General features: G+C 71.6%; 1 protein-coding gene. It reads left to right on the top strand.

Annotated elements, in window-relative coordinates:
• The coding region (locus tag ACLF6P_RS30190; protein WP_415954625.1) for a hypothetical protein at nt 1–204 on the top strand (204 nt) is incomplete at both ends.

Genomic DNA, 204 nt, shown 5'->3' with positions numbered 1-204 from the left:
CCATCAACCAGGACGGCGCCTCCAACGGCCTCACCGCCCCCAACGGCCCCGCCCAACAACGCGTCATCCGCGCCGCCCTCACCAACGCAGGCATCCCCGCAACCGACGTCGACGCCGTCGAAGCCCACGGCACAGGCACCACACTCGGCGACCCCATCGAAGCCCAGGCCCTCCTCGCCACCTACGGCCAGAACCGCGACACCG

This window comes from Streptomyces lothianensis (assembly GCF_047779955.1).
Taxonomy (GTDB): Bacteria; Actinomycetota; Actinomycetes; order Streptomycetales; family Streptomycetaceae; genus Streptomyces.
Note: the sequence above shows the minus strand (reverse complement) of the source record. Positions and strands in the feature narration are given on the sequence as shown.